Source organism: Piscirickettsia litoralis, from assembly GCF_001720395.1.
GTDB classification, from domain to species: Bacteria; Pseudomonadota; Gammaproteobacteria; order Piscirickettsiales; family Piscirickettsiaceae; genus Piscirickettsia; species Piscirickettsia litoralis.
Window position 1 is genome coordinate 624,285 of record NZ_MDTU01000001.1, and the last position, 4,708, is coordinate 628,992.

Sequence of the window (4,708 nt, forward strand, 5' to 3'; positions counted from 1 at the left end):
AAAAAGTTCTATCAAAAATGGAAAAAAAGCTTGCAGAAGCTATTTGGCAAGAAATTAAAAAGATACGGGAATCAAGTCAGCAACAGGATATTTATCAGAAATATTTTAAATTACGATAATCAAAAAATTCGCCTCGCCTAATCTGCTTGCAGATTACCGGAAAAAAACTCTCAAATAACCTGCTAAACATACCTAAATACAAAGCACCAGGATAAAATCATCCCAGTTTCACGAAGTGGTTTTCCTGCTCATCAAAACGGGTAATGTCGCCCGTTGGAATATCAAAATGCCAGCCATGTAACTGCAATGCTTGGCTCTGGACTCCCTCTTTTATCCAAGGGAAAGTGAGCAAATTTTTCAAGGAAACTTTAACGCCTTCGCGCTCGCAATGGTGGCATTGTTCATCTATCGTCGCATTGGGAAAGTCCTGCTGCACGCTCTGCTTCGCATCGGCCAAAATACTCACCCACTGATGGACAAAGGTCGGCTCAAAAGGCAACTTACCTTCAACAAGCGAACGAACGCCTCCACAGCCACTATGACCAAAAACAATAATATGCTCAACCTTCAATCCCAGCACCGCATACTCTATTGCAGAGCTAGTACCATGATAAGCCGCATCTGGCTGATAAGGCGGTACTGTATTCGCCACATTTTGAATAGAAAAAACTTGCCCGAGATTAATATGGTTAACGATCATCGGATTGACTCGTGAGTCCGAACACGAAACAATCAACACCTTTGGCTTTTGACCTTTGGCAGCTTCTTGACGATACGCCTCATTTTCCTGATCAAGATATCGCTCTTTAAAGTCTTTATGCCCCAAAATTAACTGATCAATCGGGTCTCTACGCTTGTTTGTCATAAAACTCTCTATTACTCAATCACCCCTAGCCCACGATTGTAAATTACAGCTGCAGTACTGTCAAAAAGGCTATTTTTTAGTGCGTTAAAATTAAAGCGAACTTAACTAGTTCTGTACGGAGCAAAGATTATTTTTTAACACAATCCATTGAAATATATACATTTAACAAGAGCGCTTTACAAGACTGTTCCAGTCCTATACATTCTTATGTTCGTTAATATTTTAATAAGGTCGTAAAATGTTTGAAACAATGCGTGTTATATTCTCGCAGTCTTTCACATTAACCTTCCCGATTAAAAGTCATAATAAAAAAACACTATGCACAACGACTTCACTCTCACTCAACTCAAGGATCAACCATGTTAAATTATAAGGAATTGCCTAAGGGCGTTCTCAATATCAATCTGATTCAAATTTTTTCCACGGTCGGTTATGCCGTTCTGATGGGATTGCTAAACTTTTATCTATCAAATTTTGCCGGAATGAGCCGACCTGAAGCAAACACACTCACCGCAAGCTTCTTTGCCATTAACTTCTTATTCCACTTTTTAGGTGGCACGGTCGGTGGACGTTATCTCACATTCCGAGCGCTGTTTTGCATCAGCCTCTTCTTACAATTTATCGGCCTGTGCCTCATTGCTATCCAATCTCATACGATTATTTTAATTGGGATGGCAATGTTTATTACTGGATCAGGCCTTAATGTCAGTTGCATCAATATGATGCTAACACAGCTGTTCTCACAAGAAGATAAACGCCGTCGGATTGCCTTTGCAGTCAATTATAGCTTTATGAATATGGGCTTTGTTTTGAGCTTTGTCGTCGCAGGCTACTTACAAGGCCATAACATGTACAGCCAAGCCTTTATTTTTGCAGCGGTCTGCCTCGTTATTGCTATGGCAATCCACCTAAAATCATGGAAATACTTCAACGATAAAGGCACATATTTCGCGACAACCTTTTATAAATCAACTAAACGCTTATACATAGCACCTGTTATTATCTTTATCTGCTTGTGCTTTGCCTATTACCTCATGCATAACCCTGTGCTTGGCTCAAGATTAATTTATCTTCTTTTTGCCATTTTGTTATTCAGTATGATTATATTCGCACTGAAACAAGACAACGAATATAGAACAAAAATCTTTGCCTACCTTATTTTAAGTTCAGCAAGTATGATTTTCGCCTGTGTTCAAGGCTTGCAATCCACCGCTCTAGAGAATTTCGTTGAATTTAATACCTCTAAATCACTATTTGGTATTCCAATGGAACCTGCCACAGTCAACATGTTTGAAAGCCTAGGGGTGATTCTCTTTGGTTTTGTGCTTGCAACAATGATGCGCAAACGCCAAGCTGCCAATCGCCCTTATTTACCTGGGTTTCTTGTTACTCGAGGGCTTGGTTTATACATTATTGCCTTTTTAATGGTCCCTCTTGGAATTTACCTTGCAGGCGATACCCATATGGTCAACGTGGTCTTCCCGATCTTATTGTTATTGATCGTCTCTGCCGGTGAGATTCATGTCAACGCAGTAAACTATGCAATGGCTGGAGAAATGATGAAGCCGCAACATCAAGGCTTATTCACAGGCTATTTATTTATGAATGTGGCTTTTGGGATTAACCTCGCTGGGCCCATTTCAAACTTTGCCATCAGCCACAGCCTTGAAACAGGCAAAATCACTGCTGCGGCATCGAACCCAATGTATATGCAAGTCTTCTTAGTGATGGCAGCCGTTGCCTTGGTGATCACTATTATTTTCTTCTTCTTAATGAACATGCTCAATCGCATGCTCAACGCTCAAAAATTAGAGCCTGTGCTAGAAAGTGAATTAGAATAACCACCGATAATACCCCCTCGCTGTACAGCAATCAGCGAGGGTTCTTTCCCCTTCCTATACCCCACCAAATTTATAGCGATTTTGCAAACTCTTCGAATAGCGTTACTGCAGAGTCACAACTAACAACCACGGCCTATTCGCTTTATATATTTATGTATGGGGCTGACACCTAACATTTGATTTGTTAGGATGTCATATGTACATAAAATACTGTAAATTACCTACTGCTCGGCACTTAACCGTCGATAGCGGTTATTAATTACAGTCATACAGATAATCCCTATAATGACAAAAGCCAAGATAGGAGCCACATAAATTGGCGTGACTTTGTTGACTTGCTGCCCCAAAAATCCAGACATCATTAGACCGATAAATCCACCAAGAGAGCCACAAGTAATAAGAAATGAGGTGGCCCGCGGTGACTCATAATTAGCCTGAGTAATCCCATAACCTAATAAAGTAGGGAATAATGAGGCACAACCACAACCAATCAGGATAATTGAGCTCATAAAACCCAGATAACTTGAACTTTTTAGAAAAAACAAAAAGCCGATAAATACAGTAATACAACTCAAAGTAATATAAGTCGTCGCCCTAATCATTTTTTAACAAATAAAGCCCAGCAATCAGCCTAACAGCAGCAATTGATGCTCCGAATATCCCCAGTAACTTACCTGTTTCAATGACAGTCATATGCTTATCCATTTGCAGATAAGGTGAGAACCAATAACTCACAACATATTCGATATAAACATAGCAAATCAAAGCAATTCCGACTAATAGCAATGACCAGTTAAATACCGACTGATTATTGTTAATTTTCGATTTATCAGATCTTGACGTGCTGTTAATCGCTGGGAAATTAAATGTTAAAGCGAAAATTAATAAAATAATATATAAGCCGGCTAACATGGCAAACACACCACGCCATGATAAATAATGAGTAATATAGCCACCAACAATTGGTACAAATACTGACCCTAAGCTAAAAAAGAAGTTAAGCAAGCTTAATTTTGAGTCTTTTTCAAGTTCTGATTTATACAAGTCAGAAACCATTTGAGTAACCGATGGCACTAAAAAGCCTATGGAAATTCCATTAAGCATAGAGCAAGCGGTATAAAACGATAAAGGCAGCCCTGATGCCAACAAGCTCTCTGCAATAATACCGAGTATGATTGCAAAACATAGCGTTTTATGTGTATCAATTTTTTCAATAAGGCGGCCACTAAAAAAATTCCCAACCAAAAGCCCCACAATATTTAAAACATCGATGTAAACAATATTAGAAATGCTCACATTATAGTATTTTGATATTTGAGGAGAAACAAGACCAATTGCAGCAGAAAACCCTCCAGTTATTAAAGCAGAAAGAAAGCATAAGGTTAAATATTTTTGTTTAAGCGTCAACTTTGTTACTCCAAATTGAATTTAACTCCCATAACTTTCCACTAAATGACTGAGAAAGTTTCGTTGTAATACGAATGGTGATTTCTCTTTTTTCAGGAGGCTCTAACCTAAGTGACCCACAAACGGTTCCATCATCAACAAATACCTCAACACTGCTAGTATCGAAAAAGAGCCTAGCATTGATTTTCCTTTTTCTGTGCAAATCACAGACTTGTTCACTCATGCATGTTTTTTTATTATTGTTTAAAATAATTCTTGAGCCAATCCACCTAATATTCAAAATCACATGGGAGCCAGAACTAATTTTCATAGACCATTCGACACCAAAATCAAATAAACTCTCTATCTCAAAACATCTCTTATTAATTTCAATCTCACAAAAACCCTCATTAAAATGAAAATCTATTTCTCTAGCGGATCTTACTTTTTTTGATTTGATTGATAGGAAGCATGCTTAACTTGTTATTTTTGATCGATAACTCTCTGGGCAAACTCATCGCCCCAGCATAATGGCGATGAGTAGAGAACATATCATCACTCCAATTATTCAGCCATGCAATGCCTATTCTCTTTCTACTCTCACCTTCAAAGGTTT

Annotated in this window: 5 protein-coding genes and 1 pseudogene; 1 reads left to right on the forward strand and 5 read right to left on the reverse strand. The window is 38.5% G+C overall.

The genetic code is table 11. The annotated features are described in order from the left end of the window. Nucleotides 1-217: 217 nt before the first annotated feature. Nucleotides 218-865 carry a carbonic anhydrase gene (locus BGC07_RS02975; protein WP_069311902.1) on the reverse strand — a complete coding sequence of 216 codons (648 nt, stop codon included), beginning with the start codon at nt 863-865 and terminating at the stop codon, nt 218-220. A gap of 359 nt (nt 866-1,224) precedes the next feature. On the opposite strand from BGC07_RS02975, the gene BGC07_RS02980 reads away from it, so the two are divergent. Continuing rightward, entirely contained in the window at nt 1,225-2,706 is a 1,482-nt protein-coding gene (locus BGC07_RS02980) for a peptide MFS transporter (RefSeq protein ID WP_069311903.1), read from the forward strand. A gap of 221 nt (nt 2,707-2,927) precedes the next feature. Here the strand turns inward: BGC07_RS02980 and BGC07_RS21580 are convergent, their stop codons facing one another. From BGC07_RS21580 to BGC07_RS02995, 4 genes and pseudogenes are all read right to left on the reverse strand, one after another. Then, nucleotides 2,928-3,215: an MFS transporter gene (locus BGC07_RS21580; protein ID WP_235602866.1), complete on the reverse strand. Its 288-nt coding sequence runs from the start codon at nt 3,213-3,215 to the stop codon at nt 2,928-2,930. 85 nt (nt 3,216-3,300) lie between these two features. Then, nucleotides 3,301-4,113 carry an MFS transporter gene (locus BGC07_RS02985; RefSeq protein WP_235602867.1) on the reverse strand — a complete coding sequence of 271 codons (813 nt, stop codon included), beginning with the start codon at nt 4,111-4,113 and terminating at the stop codon, nt 3,301-3,303. Then, nucleotides 4,103-4,423 (reverse strand): GH32 C-terminal domain-containing protein, encoded by a 321-nt coding sequence (locus tag BGC07_RS02990; protein ID WP_069311904.1) that lies wholly within the window; start codon nt 4,421-4,423, stop codon nt 4,103-4,105. The genes BGC07_RS02985 and BGC07_RS02990 overlap by 11 nt, the downstream gene beginning before the upstream one ends. A gap of 100 nt (nt 4,424-4,523) precedes the next feature. Next, nucleotides 4,524-4,708, reverse strand: a pseudogene (locus tag BGC07_RS02995) (glycoside hydrolase family 32 protein); the annotation flags it as partial.

Excerpts from the sequence above, each read along its gene's own strand:
- BGC07_RS02980 (WP_069311903.1), top strand. The coding sequence starts at position 1,225 with ATGTTAAATTATAAGGAATTGCCTAAGGGCGTTCTCAATATCAATCTG.
- BGC07_RS21580 (WP_235602866.1), bottom strand. The coding sequence starts at position 3,215 with ATGAGCTCAATTATCCTGATTGGTTGTGGTTGTGCCTCATTATTCCCT.
- BGC07_RS02990 (WP_069311904.1), bottom strand. The coding sequence starts at position 4,423 with ATGAAAATTAGTTCTGGCTCCCATGTGATTTTGAATATTAGGTGGATT.
- BGC07_RS02975 (WP_069311902.1), bottom strand. The coding sequence starts at position 865 with ATGACAAACAAGCGTAGAGACCCGATTGATCAGTTAATTTTGGGGCAT.